Genomic DNA, 18,409 nt, shown 5'->3' with positions numbered 1-18,409 from the left:
CCGATCCCCGCTCCGAAAAGCGAATCCGCCGCAATCTCCGAAAAAGCGCACAGCAAATACGAACGAAGCCGCGAAAGAACGCGACCCGCTACGGACCGGCTGAGTGGTTGATCAGGGATTGGCCGCTCCGGGACCGTCCACACGGATTGCGTGTCCGGTGCTCCCTGCCGAGCGACCAGTGAACACTACGCCGGATTCGTCCGTGGTGCAAACATCGCCCCCGATCGGGTGACGGGCCGTTCGGGGGCGGGACCGCAGGTGGAACGCCGACGGCCGGCTCGGAAGCGGGTTCCGAACCGGCCGTGACGGGTGCCGCGGGTGCTGCGGGTGCCCAGCGGGTGTGTGTCAGGCCCCGTGGCGGGCCATCTCCTCGGCGATGGCGGCGGCGAAGGCGTCGATGTCGGCCTCGGTGGTGTCGAAGGCGGCCATCCAGCGGACCTCGCCGGTGTGCTCGTTCCAGAAGTAGAAGCGGTAGGTCTTCTGGAGGCGTTCGCTGACCTCGCGCGGGAGGAGCGCGAAGACGGAGTTGGCCTGGACGGGGCGGACCACGGTGACGCCGGGGATCTCGCGGACGGCGTCCGCGAGGCGGCGGGCCATGGCGTTGGAGTGGCTGGCGTTGCGGAGCCAGAGGTCGCCGGCCAGCAGGGCCTCGAACTGGACGGAGACGAAGCGCATCTTCGAGGCGAGCTGCATCGAGGTCTTGCGGAGGAACTTGATGCCCTGGACCCGCTCGGGGTTGAGGACGACCACGACCTCGCCGAGCAGCAGGCCGTTCTTGGTGCCGCCGAAGGAGAGGACGTCGACCCCGACGTCGGTGGTGAACTCGCGGAACGGGACGCCGAGCGAGGCGGCGGCGTTGACGAGCCGGGAGCCGTCCATGTGGACGAGCATGTCGCGCTCGTGGGCGTGCTCGCAGATCGCCCGGACCTCGTCGACCGTGTAGAGGGTGCCGAGTTCGGTGGACTGGGTGATCGAGACGGCGAGCGGCTGGGCGCGGTGCTCGTCGCCCCAGCCCCAGGCCTGCTGGTCGATCAGTTCGGGGGTGAGCTTGCCGTCGGGGGTGGGGACGGTGTGGATCTTGATGCCGGCGAGCTTCTCGGGGGCGCCGCCCTCGTCCACGTTGATGTGGGAGCTCTCGGCGGCGACCACCGCGCCCCAGCGCGGGAGCAGGGCCTGCAGGGCGACCACGTTGGCGCCGGTGCCGTTGAAGACGGGGTACGCCTCGGCGCGGTCGCCGAAGTGGCGGCGGAAGACCGTCTGCAGGTGCTCGGTGTACTGGTCCTCGCCGTAGGAGATCTGGTGGCCGTCGTTGGCCAGGGCGATCGCGGCGAGCACCTCGGGGTGGATGCCGGCGTAGTTGTCGCTGGCGAAGCCCCGGACGGCGGGGTCGTGGTGCCGCACCGCGTCGGTCGGGCCGGTCAGGGGGGTCATCGGGCTGTCAGCCACAGGTGCTGTCCGTTCAGTTCTGCTGCGGGGCGCTCCCAGAGGGAGGCCAGGGTGGTGGCCAGGTCGGCGGTGTCGGTGAAGCCGGCGAACTTCGCGTCGGGCTTGGCGGCGCGCATCTCGGGGCTGACCAGGGCCTTGATGACCAGGATCGCGGCCGCGGCGGTGGGGGTGCCGTCGGGGGCGGTGGTCTCCTTGGCGAAGGAGTCGGCCAGCGCGAGGGTCCAGGCCTCGGTGGCGGCCTTGGCGGCGGCGTACGCGGCGCCGCCCGCGGTGGGCTTGTGGGCGGCGGCGGCGGAGACCATCGCGTACCGGCCGGCGGGGCTGCGGAGCAGTGCGGGCTGGAAGGCCAGCGAGGTGTGCTGGAGGGTGCGGACGACGGTGTCGTGCAGGAAGTCCCAGTCGTCGATCCGGGTCTCGAAGAAGGTCTTGCCGCCGCGCCAGCCGCCGACCAGGTGGAGCAGGCCGTCGACGTGGCCGTGCTCGGCCTCCAGGTGGTCGGCCCAGTCGTGGACCTCCTGGGGGTCGAGCAGGTCGATGACCTGGCCGGCGACCTTGGCGCCGGGGACGGCGGTGCGGACGGCGTCGAGGGCGGCGTCCAGGCGGTGCTGGTCGATGTCGGCGCCGATGACGGTGGCGCCGTCGGCGGCCAGGCGGCGCATGGTGGCCTGGCCGGCGGGGCCGCTGGCTCCGGCGACGGCGACGACCTTGTCCTGCAGGTGCTGGGCGGCGCTCACGCGGCGGCCTCCTCGGTGGTGGTGCCGGTGATGCCCTTGGTGCCGGCGATGACCCGGCCGAGCTTCTTCGACAGGGCTTCGTAGAACATGCTGAGCGGGAACTCGTCGGGGTGGACGGCGTCGCAGAGGGCCTTGCGGAGCGCCTTGTCGTCGGCGAGGTCGAGCGGGAGCGCCTCGGGGCCCTTGGCCCAGGTGGAGGCGGGGTGCGGGGTGAGGTAGCGGGAGACCAGCTGGTAGGCGGCGATCCAGTGCGCGGTCTTGGGGCGGTCGATGCCCTCGCGGTAGAGGGTCTCGATCTCGGCGCAGAGCGCATTGGTCACGTCGGCGACGCGGTCCCAGTCGATGGTGAGGCGGTTGTCGCGCCAGCGGAGCGCGTCGTGCTTGTGCAGGTAGGCGAAGAGCAGCTGGCCGCCCATGCCGTCGTAGTTGCGGACCCGGTCGCCGCTGACCGGGAAGCGGAACATCCGGTCGAAGAGGATGGCGTACTGGACGTCGCGACCCTGGGCGTAGCCCTCGGCCTCCAGCTGGACCGACTCCTTGAAGGTGTTGAGGTCGCAGCGGAGTTCTTCGAGGCCGTACATCCAGAACGGGCTGCGCTGCTTGATCATGAAGGGGTCGAACGGCAGGTCGCCGTGGCTGTGGGTGCGGTCGTGCACGAGGTCCCAGAGGACGAAGGTCTGCTGGGTGCGCTGCTGGTCCTGGAGCAGGTCGGCGGCGTCGGCGGGGATGTCGAGGCCGAGCTGGCGGACGGCGCTGGTGGTGACGGCGCGGAAGCGGGCGGCCTCGCGGTCGCAGAAGATGCCGCCCCAGGTGAAACGTTCCGGCGCCTCGCGGACGGCCACGGTCTCGGGGAAGAGGACGGCGGAGTTGGTGTCGTAGCCGGCCGTGAAGTCCTCGAAGGCGATGCCGATGTAGCCGGGGTTGTCGAAGCGGGTGCGCTCCAGCTCGGCGATCCACTCGGGCCAGACGACCTTCAGCAGCACGGCCTCCAGGTTGCGGTCCGGGTTGCCGTTCTGGGTGTACATCGGGAAGACCACCAGGTGGCCGATGCCGTCGACGCGCTGCTCGTTCGGGCGGAAGGCGAGCAGGGAGTCGAGGAAGTCGGGCTGGCGGTAGCCGGTGTCGGCCCATTTGGCGAGGTCGGCGCGGACGGCGGCGAGGTACTCGGCGTCGTGCGGGAAGAGCGGGGCGAGTTCGGCGACGGCGTCCTGCACGGTCTCCACGAGCGGGTCGACGGTGTGGCGCGGCACGGCAGCGAGGTCGATCGAACCGTCCTTGGACTGCAGCGGCCGGAGGGCCTCGACGGCGTCCTTGAGGCGCCGCCAGGCCGGGTGGCCGGCCGGGTCCGCGGCGGGGGCGTTGCCCGCTACCGCGAGCGTCGGCGAAAGATTCTGCATCACAGGCTCACTTCGACAGGAGTTATTTCGACAAGACCACGTTAAATGCGAAAGGTTCTCCGGTTCAAGACCGGTTTGACGGCGGACACGCCATCCGGGCGCCCGGGGACGCTCCAGTTCGTAGCGCCGCCGATCACCTCCCCTCCGAAGTGGATGAAACGGACAGATCCGTCGGCGGCGGGGCCGCGGGCCCGGTACGCCGACCCTGCCCCGGCCCGGAGCGGCCCGCCACCGGGGCGTCCACGCCGGGCACGGACCCGTGCGCGCCTCGGTGCGCCCCCGTTCACGCCCTGCTGCGCCCGCGTCCGGTCGGTGATCGTGGAGGGGCGGCGGCGGACGGAGCACGACGGAGGAAGCGGAGCGCGGTCCGGCGCTGGTGGAGTGGGGGGACGGGACGTCCGGCGGCGGGGCGGAGGGGGCGGCGATGCACGGTCCGGCACTGGTGAGCTGGCTGCTGGCGGTCCTGTCCGCGGGCACCGGCGGCTACTGCGGGTGGCGGGTGCACCGCCGCCGCGCCCAGCCCCCCTGCGGCGGGGCGCACCGGTCCCGCCACGAGCCGGACGTGCTGGAGGCCGCGATGGCCCTGGGCATGGCGGGGATGGCGCTGCTGCCGGGGGTGTTCTGGGGCTGGCCGTACGCGCTGCTGGCGGCGGTGCTGCTGGTCGGCGCGCTGGCGGGCCGGGACGGGGGGCTGCGGGCGCACCGGCTGCACCACGGGATCGGCGCGCTGGCGATGGCGTACATGGCGCTGGCGATGGCGGGCGGTCCGGCGGGCGGGCATGCCGGGCACCACGTGCGGATGGGCGGGCCGCCGGTGCTGACGGGGCTGCTGCTGGTGTACTTCGGCGGCTACGCGCTCTGGGAGGGCAGCCGGGTGCTGGCCGCCGCCGGAGCGGGCCCGGGGGCGGGCGGGACGGTGGCGGCGCCGCTGCCGCGGGCCTGCCGGGCGGCGATGGGGATCGGGATGTTCGCGATGCTGCTGACCGCCTGAGCGCGGTGCGGAGCTGACGGCCCGTCGGGGGCCGGGCGGGCCCGGGCGGGCGGCGGTCCGGGGGCGGGTCGGGTACGGGGTGGCCTTGGTCACTGGCGCGGCCCCGGCGTTCCGCGCGGGCGTACGGGCGCATAGGTTGGGAGGAGCGCATCGCCGCGCCCCCGATCCCTCCTGGGGAGCCCCGCATGACGGCACTGCTGGACCTGCTGCTGCTCGGACTGCTGCTCGCCACCGTGGCGCCGAGCCGTCTGGCCCGGGCCCGTTGGCCGGAGCGCGAACCCGTGCTGGCCCTGCTGGTGTGGCAGATGCTGGTGGTGGCGGTGCTGCTGTGCTGCGTGCTGAGCCTGCTGTTGGCGAGCGCGGCGGCCCTCCCGTCCTGGCGCGCGCTGGTGTTCGCGGGCGCGCCGACGGGGGTCGAGGACGCCTACGGGCTGGCCGGGGCGGAGGGCTGGGGGCGGCTGTCGGCGGCGGTGCTGGCGGCGGGCGGGCTGTGGACGGCGGTGTCGCTGGCCCGGGAGGTCCGCTCGGCGCGGGCGGAGCGCGGCCACCGCCATGCCCAACTGGTCCGGCGTGCACCGGAGTTGCCGGATTCGCTGACGCCCCGTCGGCGGGTCAGGGAGCCGCTGGTGGTGCTGGAGAACCTGCGGCCGCAGGCGTGGTCGCTGCCGGGGCCGCAGGCCCGGCTGGTGGTGACCACGGGCGCGCTGCAGCAGCTGTCGGACCGGGAGCTGGCGGCGGTGCTGAGCCACGAGCGCGGGCACGTCCGGGCCCGGCACCACTGGCTGGCGCAGTGCGCGCAGGCGTTGGCGACCGGGTTCCCGGGGGTGGGGGTGTTCTCCGCGTTCCGGGACCAGGTGGCGGTGCTGGTGGAGCTGGCGGCGGACGACCGGGCGGCGCGGCGGCACGGGCGGGTGACCACGGCGCTGGCGCTGGCGGAGCTGAACAGCGAGGTGTTCGCCTCCTGCCCGCCGCGGCAGCTGGCGCAGTCCCCGGCCCGGGTGGACCGGCTGCTGCTGGGCGCGCCGCGGCTGCCGGTGCCGGCCCGGCTGGGGTGGACGCTGGCGGCGCTGGCGGCCCCGCTGGGCGCGGCGCTGCTGGCGGCGGCGCCGGGGCTGTCGACGCTGTTCTGACCCCGACGCCCCTGACCCCGACGTCTCCGAGCCCGACGCCCGGGCCCGGCGGGAGTTCCGGCCGGGCCGCCGCGGGCGGGCCGTCCGTCAGGGGGTCTCGCCGAGCGTCTCGGCGAGGATGCGGCGGTGCACGGGGCGGGCCCCGAGGTACCGGGCGCGGCCGTCGTCGGTGAGCGTGAGGTTGATGCCGCGGCGGTCGGCCTCGCAGAGCGAGCGCTGGACCAGGCCGGCCTTCTCCATCCGGGCGACCAGCCGGGAGAAGGCGCTCTGGCTGAGGTGGACGGTGCCGGCGACCACCCGGGAGCGGACGTCCCCGTGGTCCGGCTCCTGCTCGAACTCCCAGAGCCGTTCCAGCAGTTCGAACTCGCTGACGCCCAGGCCGTAGGCGTCGCCGAGGGCGCGGTCGATGGCGCAGGAGGTCGCGGCGTGGCGGGCCAACAGGGCGCGCCACTGCTCGGTGAGAGCCGTCTCCGCGGCGGGGTCCTGGTCCGGGTCGAGGTCGGTCACACCGCCAACCTAGCACATGCATGCGCATCTGTTGCGCCCACATTAAATGCACTTGCATTCCATGCACATGCATGTAGCGTTCTGTGCCATGACCGACACGACCGGCACGACCGGCACGACCCACGCGCATTGGACCCCACGGCTCTGGGGCACCCTGGTGGTGCTCTGCGCCGCGATGTTCCTGGATTCCCTCGACGTCTCGATGGTCGGCGTCGCCCTGCCCTCGATCGGCGCCGACCTGCACCTGTCCGACTCCGCCCTGCAGTGGGTGGTCAGCGGTTACGTCCTCGGCTACGGCGGGCTGCTGCTGCTCGGCGGCCGGGCCGCCGACCTGCTGGGCCGCCGCCGGGTGTTCCTGGTCGCGCTGGCCGCGTTCGCCGGGGCCTCGCTGCTCGGCGGCCTGGTCGACAGCGGGCCGCTGCTGATCGCCACCCGCTTCCTGAAGGGCGTCAGCGCCGCGTTCACCGCCCCGGCCGGCCTGTCCATCATCACGACGACGTTCGCCGAGGGCCCGGCCCGCAACCGCGCGCTCTCCATCTACACGACCTGCGCCGCGGCCGGCTTCTCGCTCGGCCTGGTGATCAGCGGCCTGCTGACGTCGGCGGGCTGGCGGCTGACGTTCCTGATGCCCGTCCCGGTCGCGCTGCTCGCCCTGGTGGCCGGCGTCCGGCTGCTGCCCCGCCGGCACACCGAGCGCCCGGCCGGCGGCTACGACGTGGCCGGCGCGCTGACCGGCACCGGCTCGGTCCTGCTGCTGGTCTTCACGGTCACCGAGGCGCAGGGCGTCGGCTGGCTCTCGCCGCGCACGGTCGGCTCGCTGCTGCTGGTGGCCGCGCTGGCCGCGGCCTTCCTGCTGATCGAGGCGCGCACCGCGCACCCGCTGGTCCGGCTCGGCATCTTCCGCAACCCCTCGGTCCGCCGGGCCAACCTCACGGCGCTGACGCTGATGGGCGCCTACGCGGGCTTCCAGTTCGTGGCCACGCTCTACCTCCAGCGCCTGCTCGGCTGGTCCGCGCTGGAGACGGCGCTCGGCCTGCTGCCGGGCGGCGCGATCGTCGCCTTCTCGGCCGGCGCGGTCGGCCGCCTGCTGGACAGGTACGGCCCGGAGCGGCTGCTCCCGGTCGGGGTGGCGCTGATGGCGGTCGGCTACGCGTCCTTCCTCCGACTCGACGAGCACAGCGGCTTCCTCGGCCTGGTGCTCCCGGCGATGCTGCTGATCGGCGGCGGCTTCGCGCTGGCCTTCCCGTCGATCAACGCGGCGGCCACCGGCGGCGTGCCGGACGACGAGCAGGGCCTGGCCTCCGGCCTGGTGAACACCGGGCTCCAGGTCGGCGGCGCGATCGTGCTGGCCGTCACCACCGCGGTGCTGACGGCGGGCAGCGGCGGCGGCACCGACGCGCAGGCCCAACTCGCGGGCTACCGCCCGGCCCTGCTGCTGGTGACGGGCACCATCGTGGTCGGCCTGCTGCTGGCGCTGACGGGCGCGGTGCGCTCGGGGCGGGCCCCGGCCTCCGCCGTCGCCGCCGGGTCGCACCCGGTGCCGGACTACGCCTACGGGGCGGCCACTGCCGCGGCGGACGACACGGAGGTGCTGTCGAAGCGCTGAATCCCCGGGCGGTCGACCCCTCGCCGCCCCGCCGCTCCCCCGCCGTTCCTCGCCGCGCACCGGCGCACCCCGCCCGCCCGGCGGACCGGGCGGTGCGGGAGACCGGCTCCACCAAACCCCCGTATTGGTGGAGCCGGAGCGCGGCCGGCGTCCGGTCCGCCGGGGCGGCGCGGACGCTCGGAGCAGAAACCATGGCAGCTTGCCGGGCCCCGGTCAATCGGATTGGTCGACGGACCGTGAACTCCCGTACCGCTCAGCGACGGTGCCCGACGGCACCGCCCGGCCGCGGCCCCCGCGGCCCGTTCCGGGCCCTTGGCCGGGCCTTTACTGGCTCTTGAGGATCGTCCGGAGCAGTTCGAGGGTCTGCTGCGGGGTCAGGCTGTCCACGCAGAGCCGCTCCATCACCTGCAGGTACTCGTCCACGTCGTCGCGCTTGTCCAGGTAGAGCGCGCTGGTGAGCTGCTCCAGGTAGACCACGTCGGGCAGGTCCTGCTCGGGGAAGCGCAGCACCGAGAAGGCCCCGCTCTCCCCCGCGTGCGCGCCGAACCTGAACGGCATCACCTGGATGACGACGCTGGGGAGTTGGGCCAGTTCCACCAGGTGCTCCAGCTGGGCCCGCATCACCTCGGGGCCGCCGACGGGGCGGCGCAGCGCGGCCTCGTCGATGACGGCCCACAGCCGCGGGCCGCGGCCCTCGGTGAGCAGCTTCTGCCGCCGGGTGCGCAGGGTGACGCGGCGCTCGATCTCGTCGGCGGCGAGCGGCGGCCGGTTCTGCGCGAAGATCGCCCCGGCGTACTCCTCGCACTGCAGCAGGCCGGGCACGAACTGCACCTCGTAGGTGCGGATCAGCGCGGCGGCCTCCTCCAGGCCGATGTAGGTCTGGAACCAGTTCGGCAGCACGTCGTTGTAGCTGTGCCACCAGCCGGACTTGTTGGCCTCCCGGACGAGGGCGAGCAGCGACTCGCGCTCCGGGCCGGCGGCCAGGCCGTAGAGGCTGAGCAGGTCCGCGACGTCGCGCTCCTTGAAGGAGACCCGGCCGAGCTCCATCCGGCTGATCTTGGACTCGGAGGCGCGGATCGCGTAGCCCGCGTCCTCCCGGGTGATCGCGCAGCCTTCGCGGAGCCGGCGGAGCTGCGAGCCGAGGAGGATGCGGCGCACCATCGAGCCCCCGCCGGGCTGAACTGTGGTCATCGGACCAAACCTCCACTCGGACAGACCAGTTGCACAGTCTGCCATCACTTGGGCGCGCTGCGTGCCGGTAGTGGTGCGGGGTGCTACCGCTTCGGTCACTCCCCCATCATCCTGCACGTGCATTCGGGCCATGCATATGCCAATCGCACGACTGCACGTGAATCGACTCTTGCATCTGCCGTGAGCGCACGGGACCATGGTGCACGTGCACTTGCACGCCCTTGGCAATCCCGCGGACACCGCGTCGACCCCACGCGCATCCGCACACCCTCCCGGCAACGCCCGTGCGTCGCTGGGTACTTGTGTGCGCGCGCACCGGGCCGTCCCGGTGGTCGAGCGACCGAGCGAGTCGGAGGTGACCGGCATGACCCCGGTGGGTCCCGCCGTGTCCGCCCCCTTATGGGAGGAGCTCTTCATGAGCACCGGTACGGCCCTGGCGACCGACCCCCATGTGGTCAGCTGCACCCTCGCTCCCCGCTTCGAAGCCGTGCGCACCGCGCGGGAGTTCACCCGGGACACCCTGAACGGCTGGGGCCTGGGCGAACTCTTCGACGACGTGGCCCTGGTGGCCTCGGAGCTGGTGACCAACGCGCTGCGGCACGCGCTCGGCCAGAGCGAGCCCTCCCGGGTCCCGGCCCAGAGCATGCCCCAGCTGTCCGCCGAGACCCTGCCGATCCGGATCAGCCTGGTGCACCGGGCGCCGCAGGTGGTCTGCGCGGTGAGCGACCCGTCCAGCAACGGCCCGGTGGCCCGCGAGGCCGACTTCGTGGCCGAGTCCGGCCGCGGCCTGCACCTGGTGGACTCCTTCTCCCGCTCCTGGGGCTGGCACCCGCTGGCCGGCGCCGGGAAGGTGGTCTGGGCGCTGTTCGACGCCCGCGCGGCCGAGCCGCCCGCCGAGTCGCCGCTGCCGGTGAACCTCGGCCGCCACCGCCGCTCCGCCTGAACCCGCTCCGCCCCACCCCGACCCCCGCTCCCCCACCGTCCCCGACCCCGGGTCGGGGCTTCGGCGTGCCCGGGCGCGGGCGCGGGCGGGAGGACGCACCGGGCGCGGGCGGGAAAACACGGAGGCCGTCGCGGATGCTCCCACGACGGCCGGAGTGGACGGGTGTTGACGCCTCGTCAGAGGGCGCCGCCCAGGTGGTCGAACTCGCCGTCCTTCACACCGAGCAGCATCGCGGTGATCTCGTCCCGGGTGTAGACCAGCGCGGGGCCGTCGGGGAAGCGCGAGTTGCGCATCGCCACGTCGCCGCCCGGCAGCGCGGCGAACTCCACGCAGTTGCCCTTCGAGTTGCTGTGCCGGCTCTTCTGCCAGACCACCCCGTCGAGGTCCGCTGCCGCCATGCCGTTGTACGCCTCACGCATTGTCTTCTCCCCAGAGCCTGGCGAATCGCCTCACTTGACGTGATGATAGCCCGCCTGCACGTGCATCAGCATGGGCTACTTCCCGTGCAGAAGAACGTGCCGATGCCGACACCAAGCCTTCACAGCACCGTAATTGACGGGGCGTAAGCGGACACAGCCGGACGAAACACCAGTCCCGCCATGACCGTCCGCACACGCTCGTCAGCGCTTTGTCGATCATCACCCCTTATCACGCGGTTCACCCGGAGTCACAACCGGCACTGTGATGACCGTCACTTCCTGGCGGAAAGCCGCCCGCTCCCGGCATCCGGCTGCAAGGGGCCGGGGTCGATGTCCTACGATCTGGCCCATGAGCACCGCAGCCATCCCGGGCGCGCCACTGCCCGTCCGTACCCCAGGCTCCCGTGCGCGGGGGCGCCACCGCGCTCCCGAGCGCCGCGAGGTCTTGGCCGGTTCGCCTGCCCTGGTGCTGGCCGTTCCGGCCGTCGCCGGGCCGGAGACCCGTCCGATCGTCGACGAGCTGCTGTCCGTCGTGCGCGGCGAGCAGCCGGGCATCGAGGTGACGGCCGCCTATCTGGGCGGCGAGGACGCGCCGACCGTGGCCGGCCTGCTGGCCGCCGCCGCGGAGGCCGGCCTGGCCGCGCCGATCGTGCAGCCGCTGGTGCCGGGGCCGCACGGCTTCCTGCCCGGGCTGCACAAGGCCGCGGCGGAGACCGGCGCCCGGGTGCTGGACCCGCTGGGCCCGCACACCAAGCTGTCCGAGGCCGTGCACGTGCGCCTGTCCGAGGCGAACCTGGCCCGGGCCGACCGGGCCCGGCTGTTCGCCATCGCCACCGCCGCCGACGGCGTGGTGCTGACCACGGTGGGCGGCCAGGAGGCCGCCGAGGCCGCCGCGATGACGGGCGTGCTGCTGGCCTCCCGGCTGGCCGTGCCGGTGGTCGCGGCCGCGCTGGACGTGCCGGGCTCGGTGGCCGGGGCCGTGGCGCACCTGAAGGCGATGGGCGCCGAGCGCCCGGCGCTGGCCCCGCTGGTGATCGGCCCGGAGGCCGACCCGGAGCTGCTGGCCACCGCCGCCGAGGAGACCGGCTGCCCGAGCGCCGCCCCGATCGGCGCGTACCCGACGGTCGGTCAGCTGATCGCCGCCAGCTACCTGTCCGTGCTCCCGGAGCCGACCCAGGAGCAGTTGGAGGCCGCCGCGGCGGCCGCCGAACCGCGCACCCCGGGGGCGCACGCGGCGCGCTGACGCCGCACCAGGACCGCCGCGGGCGGGGGCCGCGCATCGACGCGCCCCCGCCCGTCGCGCTGTCCGGGGCCGGAACGGGGGCGTGGACGGGCCCGGACGGGCTCGGACAGGCTCGGACAGGCCCGGACAGGCCCGGACGGGGCGCGGCGGCCCGCGGGCGGCACGGCCCCCGGGCGGGCGTCAGCCGGTGACCCGCCCGGTGCGCGGCGCGGCGGCGGTGAAGGCGAGCGCGGGCAGTGCGACCGGGCGCGGCGGGCCGGGCGCGTCCGCGGGGGCGGTGGCGGCGTTCCAGGGGGTGCCGGCCAGGCCCTGCCCGCCGCTGCCCTTGGTGAGCGAGACGGTCTGCGTCCGGCCGGCCTGGCGGAACAGGATCTGCTTGGGGGCGGGTGACTCCGGGTCGAGCCACACCTCGGGGCCGGTGCCGGCGAACTCGCAGTCGAGCACGGCGATGTCGTCGGGCTTGCCGTCGTCGGTGGCCCGGAACGCCACCCCGGCCTTGCGGTAGCCGGTCAGCCGGCTGCGGCTGAGCGTGACGGCCTCGCCGTCGAGCTGGTGCTTGAGGGTGGCCACCGCGTAGTCGGACTGGCCGGCGGCGTCGATCAGGAAGCCGTCGAAGACGGTGCCCTTGTCGCGGCCGAGCGCGTGCACGGCGATGCCGCCGGCGGCGTTGCCGTGCAGCACCGAGGCGCTGTAGTCGAAGTCGTTCAGGTAGGCGCCGTGCTCGATGCCCCAGCCCCCGTTGTGGTAGGCCACGAAGCGGCTGACGGTGTGGTGGTGCTCGGCGTTGAGCCAGACGAAGATGCCGTTCTCGAGGTTGTTGTGGGCCAGGCAGTTCTCGAAGGTCCAGACGCCCTCGCTGGTCTCCGGCCACTCGTAGCCGGAGGCGCCGGTGGCGCCCTGGACGCCGACGGCCACGCAGTCCCGGGCCGAGGAGCCGGTGCCCGCGCCGAGGCTGAAGCCGGTCAGCCGGTAGCCGCGCGGGTTGGGCTCGTAAACGGTGCGGGAGGCGACGCAGCCCTGGTAGGCGATGTCGTTGGACGGGCCCTGCGGGGTGCGGGTGTCGATCGGCCCGTCCCACCAGTAGGCGTCCTCCCAGGTCTGGTGGGAGATGCAGCCGCGGAAGGTGATGCCGTGCGCGGCGTGCGGCACGAAGGCGTGGCTGCCGGTGTCGCGGACCACCACGCCCTCGACCTCGGTGCCGCGCGAGCTGTCCAGCAGCATGTGGAAGTGCAGCCCGTAGCGGCCGAGCACCGGCTCGGTGACGGGCTTGCCGTTCCAGCTGTCCTTGCCGTTGGCGCGCGGGCCCATCCAGCGGATCGCGGTGTGCCGGACGTCGGCGGGGCGGCTGGAGGTGAGGTGGACGTGCGCCCGGCCCTGCTCGGTGCCCTCGACCCGGACGTTGCGGGTCAGGTTGAGCACCTCGGCGCCGAAGGCGGGGCCGCCGCCGACCGCGACCCGGGGGTGGGCGTACTTGAGCGGGGCGGTGAGCGTGACGGTGGTGCCGTCCACCCGCTGGACCGTCACCAGGTCGTAGGAGGTGGAGAAGCCGTCGGTGTCGGGCGCGGCGGTCGGGGTGACGGCGAGTTCGTCGCCGGGCTGCCAGCCGTCCGGGGCGGCGGCGAGCTTCAGCGTGACGTCGCCGGCCCGCAGGTCGGCGGCGGCCCGGACCCAGGCGGTGCGGGGGGCGCCGTCCAGCCGCAGGTAGCCCCGGCCGGTGACCCACAGGCCGGTGTCGCTGTCGACGACCGTCATGCCGCCGCCCTTGAAGCGGCGTTCGTCGACGTCCGGGAAGAGCAGGGTGTGGGCGTGGGCGTCGTCGGGGGCGAGCGCCAGGGTGCCGCGCACCTCGACGTTGCCGGAGCTGGCCAGGGTGAGCGAGCGGTCCTTGGCGAAGACCAGCGAGCCGGTGGCCTCAACCAGCAGCGAGCCGACCCGGGCGTCGGTGTCGAGCAGCACCTTGTCGGTGATCCGCACCGCGCTGCCCGGGGCCGGGACCTTGCCGCCCCAGCCCTTGGCGTCGGACCACTTGCGGCCGCCCTGGTCGACCGGCGGGGGCGGCTCGGTGGGCTGCGGGCTCGCGGAGGCGGGCGGCGGGGCGGCGGTGCCGTGCTGGTGGCCGGTCGGCGGGCCGCCGGGGTGGGGCCGGCCGGCGGCGGTCTCGTCGGCCCCGGCGAGCGACTGCCGCAGCACCGCCCCGCCGCCGACCGCCGTCACCGCCCCGACCGCCAGCCAGGTGAGCATCCGCCGCCGCTCGACCACCGGCCGCCGGTGCCGGCGGGGCGCCTGCTGTTCGTTGTCGCGCTGGTCCACGATCGCCGCCCTCCCGGGGCGCTGGGAACTCCGACTCGTCCGGGGGCAGCATAGGCAGAATCCCGGCCGGGAAGCGGCGTCTTCCGTTTCGCTTAAGCATCCTGACGTACCGTCAGTCTCCCGTTCGACACCCCGGTCCGGGCGGCCGGGCGGTGGCGGCGCCGGGCGGGCGGCGGCGCGGGCGGGGCGCGCCCGGGGCGCATTCGGGCGCGTGGGAATGCGGTGGGCGGAATTCGGACGTCCTCGGCCGGGCCGCCCCGGTGGCACCACCCGGGCCGGACAAAGCGAACCAAGTGCCCGAATCAGCCGGAGCAAAACCCATCGAAACCGAATATCGACCCACCGATTCTCATAATCACCCAAAACGGGCACAAGATCACCAATTGCCTGACGCCCGGCCAGCTCCCTTCGCAGATCTGCGAGTTCGGCGGGAATTCCTTGATCGTGAATTCCGCGCGCCGTGACGGTCGTCACAGGCATTTGCGAATTCCCTTTCCACCTGCTTAATCTCCTGCCCACGTTCGTGGACACACGGACCCAGCCCTCCCGGAACGCCGAGTCCTGCCGCCGGGTGGGTCGGCTCATGCGAAACGCACCGCGGCAGGGGCGGGGGAACCAGGTAGGTCGCCCGGGGACGGTCCAACGGACCGGCCCGGGGCTAGGGGTGAAGCCGTGCGCACCTGCGGGTGCCGCGCGGCCGGGCTGCTCCGGCCCGAATCCGACAGCTCACCTCGCAGGCGTGGGAGAGGAACGCTTCTTCATGCTGCCCATCAGTGCCAAGCGCGCCCGCCGCCTGATCGCGACCACCGGTGTGGTCGGCATCGGCCTCACCGTTCCCTGCCTGACCGCCAACACCGCCTCCGCCGCCTCCGTCTCCACCTGGGACAAGGTCGCGCAGTGCGAGTCCAGCGGCGACTGGTCGATCAACACCGGCAACGGCTTCTACGGCGGCCTGCAGTTCACCGCCTCCACCTGGTCCGAGTTCGGCGGCACCGCGTACGCCTCGCGCGCCGACCTGGCCTCCAAGGACCAGCAGATCACCGTCGCCGAGAAGGTGCTCGCCTCGCAGGGCCCCGGCGCCTGGCCGGTGTGCTCGATCCAGGCCGGCCTGACCAAGGGCGGCGGCGCCCCGCAGGTCGACGCCTCCGCCCCGAGCGGCACCAAGTCCTCGGGCACCCAGTCCTCGGGCGACGCCGCGAAGCCGCAGGCCCCGAAGTCCGAGACTCCGAAGTCGGGTTCCGGCTGGCAGCAGTCCCGGACCCAGAGCAAGCCGCAGGCCCAGCAGCAGCCCCAGCAGCAGGCCGCGAGCGCCTCGGCCGGCAGCTACACGGTGCAGGCCGGCGACTGGCTGTCCACCATCGCCCAGCGCGAGCACGTGGACGGCGGCTGGCAGGCGCTGTACGACCTGAACCGGTCCGTCCTCACCGAGGGCCCGGACATGATCTACCCGGGCCAGCAGCTGGCCCTCGGCAACGTCGCCGTCGCCGAGGCCCCGGCCCAGCAGTCGGCGCCCGCCACCAAGTCCCCGTCCTCGTCCTGGAACCGGGCCAAGTCCGCCCCGGGCACCTCCGCCGCGGCGAAGCCCGCCGCGCAGGAGACCAAGGCGTCCACCGGCACCGCCGTCAAGGCGACCGGCTCCAAGGCCGCGGCGATCGACTTCGCGCTCGGCAAGCTCGGCCAGGCCTACATCTACGGCGGCACCGGCAACGGCGGCTGGGACTGCTCGGGCCTGACCCAGGCCGCGTTCCGCCAGGCCGGCATCAGCCTGCCGCGGGTCGCCGCCGACCAGGCCGACTACGCGACCCGGGTCTCGCTGAACAACCTGCAGGCCGGCGACCTGCTGTTCTGGTCCAACAACGGCTCCAACTCGGGCGTCTACCACGTGGCGATCTACCTGGGCGACGGCAAGTACGTCGAGGCCGCGAACCCGCGCTCCGGCGTCCGCACCGAGACGATCGCCAACTGGGCGCCGGACTTCGCCGGCCGCGTCTGACCCCTCGCCCGGCCGCGCCCGACCCTTCGTCGGCGCACGGCACCCCCCCGTGGCACCGCTGCCCCCGGAGACCCTGGTCGGCTCCGGGGGCAGCGGCCTATGCTCGGCCGGACGACCCGCCGGGCCCGAGCCCGTCCGGCGGCGGCCCGACCCCGGAGCGCACCCATGGCGAAGCTGACCATCTCCCTCGACGCGGACCTCGCGCTGGAGGTGATGATGCGGGTCGGCGCGAGCAGCCCGCAGGACGCGGTCGAGCTGATCGTCCGCGACTACCTGGCCACCCGGGCCGGCACCGGGAACCCGCACCGGGGCGAGCGCTTCACCGGCCCCGCCGCGCCCGTCGAGGAGGGCTGAGCCCCGGGGCGCACCGGCGCGGCCGGCCCCGCATTACGGCGCAAGATCCTGAACTGTCAAGGAACTTACCGTCTAGTAAGTTTACTGGCGAGTACCTACCCTGGGCGGACCCCACCCACCCAAGGGAGTCCGCCATGGCCCACCCCCTCGCCCGCGCCGGGCGCGACGAGCAGCTGCGCGACCGGGCGCCCGTCGAGGTCTTACGGTCCGGCGGCCGGGTGGTCGAGGCCCGCACCGGCCCGCTGGTGCCGCCGCCCGCCCGCGGGAGCCTGGCCGACCTGCCGTTCCGCAACGCCGAACAGGCCCCGGACACCGTGGTGATGACCCGGCGTCAGGACGGCGGCCCCTGGCAGCACCTGACGGCCCGGCAGTTCGCCGAGGAGGTCGCGGCGGCCGCCCGCGGGCTGGTCGCGGTGGGCGTCCGGCCCGGCGACCGGGTGGTGCTGATGTCCCGGACCAGGTACGAGTGGACGCTGCTGGACTTCGCGGCCTGGGCGGCCGGCGCCGCCGTGGTGCCGGTCTACCCGAGCGCCTCGGTCGAGCAGGCCGAGTGGATCGTCCGGGACTCGGCGGCGGTGCTGGCGGTCGCGGAGGACGCCGACACCGCCGAGGTGCTGACGGTCGCGATCGCCCGGACCGGCGGCACGGTGCCGCTGTGGCGGCTGGACGAGGACGCGGTCGGGGCGCTCGGCGAGCTCGGGAAGGCCGTCCCCGCCGCCGAGTTGGAGCGCCGCCGGGCCGGGCTGGGGCCGCACAGCGAGGCCACCCTGATCTACACCTCCGGCACCACCGGCCGCCCGAAGGGCTGCCTGCTCACCCACGCCAACTTCCTCACCGAGGCCGCGAACTGCCACGCCCTGATGGAGCCGGTGTTCGAGGAGGTCACCGGGGAGCCGCCGTGCACCCTGCTGTTCCTGCCGCTGGCCCACGTGCTGGGCCGGATGCTCCAGGTCACCTGCGTGTACGGCCGGGTCCGGCTCGGCCACAGCCCCTCGCTGAAGCCCGCCGAACTCCGGCCCGACCTGGCCTCCTTCGGCGCGACCTTCCTGGCCGGGGTGCCCTACCTGTTCGAGAAGATCCACCAGGTCGGGCGGGCCGAGGCGCAGGCCAAGGGCGCGGTGAAGGTCTTCGACCGGGCCGCGGACGTGGCGGTGCGCTACGCCCGGGCCGAACTGGCCGCGCTGGCCGGCGAGGGCCGGCCCGCCCCGTTCACGCTGCGGGTCGCGCACGGCCTGTACGACGCGCTGGTGTACCGCCGGGTCCGGGCCGCGATGGGCGGGAAGGTCCGGTACGCGATCAGCGGCGGCTCCTCGATCGACCCGGAGCTGCTGCTGTTCTTCGCGGGCGCGGGCGTCCTGGTGTACGAGGGCTACGGGCTGACCGAGACCAGCGGCCCGTCCACCGTGAACCCGCCGCTGCGGCCCCGGCCGGGCACGGTCGGACCGCCGGTGCCGGGCAGCGCGGTGCGGATCGCCGAGGACGGCGAGGTGTTCCTGAGCGGCGGTCAGATCTTCGACGGCTACTACGAGTTGGGGGCGCCGAGACCGGCCCGTCCGGTCTGGTTCGCCACCGGCGACCTGGGCCGGCTGGACGAGGACGGCTACCTGACCGTCACCGGCCGCAAGAAGGAGATCCTGGTGACCTCCGGCGGCAAGAACGTCTCCCCCGGCCCGCTGGAGGACCGGCTGCGCGCCCACCCGATGATCAGCCAGGCCCTGGTGGTCGGCAACGGCCGCCCGTACGTGGGCGCGCTGCTGACCCTGGACCCGGAGGCGGTCGAGCAGTTCCTGGAGCTGCGCCCGCAGACCCCGGCGGGCGGGCCGGAGCCGGTGGAGATCGTCAGCGCCGTCCCGGTCCACCACGCGGTGCTGACGGCGCTCGCCGAGGCGGTGCGGGCGGTCAACTCGACCGTCTCGCGGGCCGAGTCGATCCGCCGGGTGCGGGTGGTGGCGGGCGACTTCACCGAGGAGCGCGGCCTGCTCACCCCGTCGCTGAAGGTCCGCCGGCAGGCCGTCACCACCGCCTACCGGCGCGACATCGAGCAGCTGTACGCCTGAACACCGGGCAACTGTCCGCCCGAGCGCGCCGAGGGCCCCGGGAGTCGCCTCCCGGGGCCCTCGGACAGACCGTCGCTCGGACAGGCCG

General features: G+C 74.1%; 15 protein-coding genes and 1 riboswitch. Of the genes, 8 read left to right on the top strand and 7 right to left on the bottom strand.

From position 1 onward, the window contains the following. Positions 1 to 345 precede the first annotated feature (345 nt). From ACIQBJ_RS19265 to ACIQBJ_RS19255, 3 genes are read right to left on the bottom strand one after another with little or no spacing between them, the layout of a single operon-like run. Positions 346 to 1,431, bottom strand: coding sequence for a threonine aldolase family protein (locus ACIQBJ_RS19265; RefSeq protein WP_400711310.1), 1,086 nt, complete (start codon positions 1,429 to 1,431; stop codon positions 346 to 348). Beyond that, entirely contained in the window at positions 1,428 to 2,180 is a 753-nt protein-coding gene (locus ACIQBJ_RS19260) for an SDR family NAD(P)-dependent oxidoreductase (protein ID WP_400711307.1), read from the bottom strand. Before ACIQBJ_RS19260 ends, ACIQBJ_RS19265 begins: the two co-directional genes overlap by 4 nt. Then, complete coding sequence (locus tag ACIQBJ_RS19255) at positions 2,177 to 3,577, bottom strand: DUF6421 family protein (protein WP_400711304.1); 1,401 nt, start codon at positions 3,575 to 3,577, stop codon at positions 2,177 to 2,179. Before ACIQBJ_RS19255 ends, ACIQBJ_RS19260 begins: the two co-directional genes overlap by 4 nt. A gap of 424 nt (positions 3,578 to 4,001) precedes the next feature. Between ACIQBJ_RS19255 and ACIQBJ_RS19250 the strand changes: the two genes are divergently transcribed. After that, positions 4,002 to 4,568 (top strand): DUF5134 domain-containing protein, encoded by a 567-nt coding sequence (locus ACIQBJ_RS19250; RefSeq protein ID WP_400711301.1) that lies wholly within the window; start codon positions 4,002 to 4,004, stop codon positions 4,566 to 4,568. Positions 4,569 to 4,753: 185 nt separating this feature from the next. After that, positions 4,754 to 5,698, top strand: a complete 945-nt coding sequence (locus ACIQBJ_RS19245) for a M56 family metallopeptidase (RefSeq protein ID WP_400711297.1) — start codon at positions 4,754 to 4,756, stop codon at positions 5,696 to 5,698. A gap of 87 nt (positions 5,699 to 5,785) precedes the next feature. Here the strand turns inward: ACIQBJ_RS19245 and ACIQBJ_RS19240 are convergent, their stop codons facing one another. After that, positions 5,786 to 6,205, bottom strand: coding sequence for a MarR family winged helix-turn-helix transcriptional regulator (locus ACIQBJ_RS19240; protein WP_400711294.1), 420 nt, complete (start codon positions 6,203 to 6,205; stop codon positions 5,786 to 5,788). 88 nt (positions 6,206 to 6,293) lie between these two features. On the opposite strand from ACIQBJ_RS19240, the gene ACIQBJ_RS19235 reads away from it, so the two are divergent. Beyond that, positions 6,294 to 7,811: an MFS transporter gene (locus ACIQBJ_RS19235; RefSeq protein ID WP_400711291.1), complete on the top strand. Its 1,518-nt coding sequence runs from the start codon at positions 6,294 to 6,296 to the stop codon at positions 7,809 to 7,811. A gap of 324 nt (positions 7,812 to 8,135) precedes the next feature. Here the strand turns inward: ACIQBJ_RS19235 and ACIQBJ_RS19230 are convergent, their stop codons facing one another. Continuing rightward, positions 8,136 to 9,002, bottom strand: a complete 867-nt coding sequence (locus ACIQBJ_RS19230; RefSeq protein ID WP_400711288.1) for a helix-turn-helix domain-containing protein — start codon at positions 9,000 to 9,002, stop codon at positions 8,136 to 8,138. Between the two features lie 415 nt (positions 9,003 to 9,417). Here ACIQBJ_RS19230 and ACIQBJ_RS19225 point away from each other — a divergent pair, with 415 nt between their 5' ends. Next, on the top strand, positions 9,418 to 9,945 hold the full coding sequence (locus ACIQBJ_RS19225) for an ATP-binding protein (protein WP_400711285.1): 528 nt from the start codon (positions 9,418 to 9,420) through the stop codon (positions 9,943 to 9,945). Between the two features lie 176 nt (positions 9,946 to 10,121). On the opposite strand, the gene ACIQBJ_RS19220 is transcribed toward ACIQBJ_RS19225, so the two are convergent. After that, the gene (locus ACIQBJ_RS19220; protein ID WP_400711282.1) at positions 10,122 to 10,364 is read right to left on the bottom strand and encodes a DUF397 domain-containing protein; all 243 of its coding nucleotides are present in this window, start codon (positions 10,362 to 10,364) and stop codon (positions 10,122 to 10,124) included. 349 nt (positions 10,365 to 10,713) lie between these two features. Here ACIQBJ_RS19220 and ACIQBJ_RS19215 point away from each other — a divergent pair, with 349 nt between their 5' ends. After that, positions 10,714 to 11,607 carry a hypothetical protein gene (locus ACIQBJ_RS19215; protein WP_400711279.1) on the top strand — a complete coding sequence of 298 codons (894 nt, stop codon included), beginning with the start codon at positions 10,714 to 10,716 and terminating at the stop codon, positions 11,605 to 11,607. Positions 11,608 to 11,787: 180 nt separating this feature from the next. On the opposite strand, the gene ACIQBJ_RS19210 is transcribed toward ACIQBJ_RS19215, so the two are convergent. Further along, positions 11,788 to 13,917 (bottom strand): hypothetical protein, encoded by a 2,130-nt coding sequence (locus ACIQBJ_RS19210; RefSeq protein WP_400711276.1) that lies wholly within the window; start codon positions 13,915 to 13,917, stop codon positions 11,788 to 11,790. A 581-nt stretch (positions 13,918 to 14,498) separates the two neighbouring features. Next, positions 14,499 to 14,672, top strand: a riboswitch (cyclic di-AMP (ydaO/yuaA leader). Between the two features lie 5 nt (positions 14,673 to 14,677). On the opposite strand from ACIQBJ_RS19210, the gene ACIQBJ_RS19205 reads away from it, so the two are divergent. The 3 genes from ACIQBJ_RS19205 to ACIQBJ_RS19195 all read left to right on the top strand — a co-directional run bounded on the left by ACIQBJ_RS19205 (position 14,678) and on the right by ACIQBJ_RS19195 (position 18,321). Beyond that, positions 14,678 to 15,910 carry a transglycosylase family protein gene (locus tag ACIQBJ_RS19205; protein WP_400711273.1) on the top strand — a complete coding sequence of 411 codons (1,233 nt, stop codon included), beginning with the start codon at positions 14,678 to 14,680 and terminating at the stop codon, positions 15,908 to 15,910. A 165-nt stretch (positions 15,911 to 16,075) separates the two neighbouring features. Next, the gene (locus ACIQBJ_RS19200; protein ID WP_400711270.1) at positions 16,076 to 16,264 is read left to right on the top strand and encodes a hypothetical protein; all 189 of its coding nucleotides are present in this window, start codon (positions 16,076 to 16,078) and stop codon (positions 16,262 to 16,264) included. Between the two features lie 134 nt (positions 16,265 to 16,398). After that, a complete protein-coding gene (locus ACIQBJ_RS19195) occupies positions 16,399 to 18,321 on the top strand; it encodes an AMP-dependent synthetase/ligase (protein WP_400711267.1) in 1,923 nt (640 codons plus the stop codon). Positions 18,322 to 18,409: the final 88 nt, after the last annotated feature.

The sequence above is a fragment of the Kitasatospora sp. NPDC088391 genome, assembly GCF_044753345.1.
In the GTDB taxonomy this organism is placed as follows: Bacteria; Actinomycetota; Actinomycetes; order Streptomycetales; family Streptomycetaceae; genus Kitasatospora.
Note: the sequence above shows the minus strand (reverse complement) of the source record. Positions and strands in the feature narration are given on the sequence as shown.